Raw genomic sequence first — 917 nt, 5'->3', positions numbered from 1 at the left:
TGGGGTTGGTGGTGGCGTTGCTGCTGCTGGCCGTGGTGGGTCTGGTGACGGTTCCGGACACGTTCGCGACGTCGTCGAATCTGGTGTCGATTCTGGCGTTGGCGTCGACGATCGGGGTGATCACGGTGGGGGCGACCTTCGTGATCATTGGTGGGGGGATCGATCTGTCGGTCGGTGCGGTGATGGCGTTCGCGTCGGTGTGGGCGACGACGTTGGCGACGCAGTCGTATGGGCCGTGGGTGATGGCGTTGTGCGCCGTGCTGGTGGGTACGGGTGCGGGGCTGGTGAACGGGTTCTTGATCGCGTATGGGCGGATGGTGCCGTTCATTGCGACGTTGGCGATGCTGGTGGCGGCGCGGGGGCTGGCGCAGCGGATGTCGGACAAGAAGACGCAGTTGGTGTCGGCGGACAATTCGGGGTTGGTGGATCTGTCGACGCAGCGGGTGCTGGGGTTGCCGTTGCTGGTGTACATGCTGGCGTTGGTCGTGGTGGTCGGGTGGGTGGTGTTGAACCGGACCACGTTCGGGCGGCGGACGTTTGCGGTGGGTGGTAATCCGGAGGCGGCGCGGCTGGCGGGGATCGATGTGCGGCGGCACACGATGTGGCTGTATGCGTTGTCGGGGTTTTGTTGCGGGATCGCGGCGATCATCATCATGGCGCGGACGACGACGGGGTCGTCGACGCATGGTGATCTGTATGAGCTGGATGCGATCGCGGCTGTGATCATCGGTGGGACGTTGTTGACGGGTGGGCGGGGGTCGATCGTGGGGTCGATTCTGGGTCTGCTGATCTTCACGGTGATCACGAATCTGTTCATTCTCAACGGGTTGAACACCAGTGATCAACTCATCGCCAAGGGCCTGATCATCGTGGCCGCCGTGCTGCTCCAACGGCGCAGCCTGCGAACTCCCACCTGA

General features: G+C 63.9%; 1 protein-coding gene. It reads left to right on the top strand.

The features are described from left to right. Positions 1–917 (top strand): ABC transporter permease (locus Pph01_RS42490; protein ID WP_204078947.1); only part of this gene is annotated, 917 nt, incomplete at its 5' end.

It is taken from the genome of Planotetraspora phitsanulokensis (assembly GCF_016863295.1).
Classification (GTDB): Bacteria; Actinomycetota; Actinomycetes; order Streptosporangiales; family Streptosporangiaceae; genus Planotetraspora; species Planotetraspora phitsanulokensis.
This window is presented reverse-complemented; position numbering and strand designations above follow the sequence as displayed.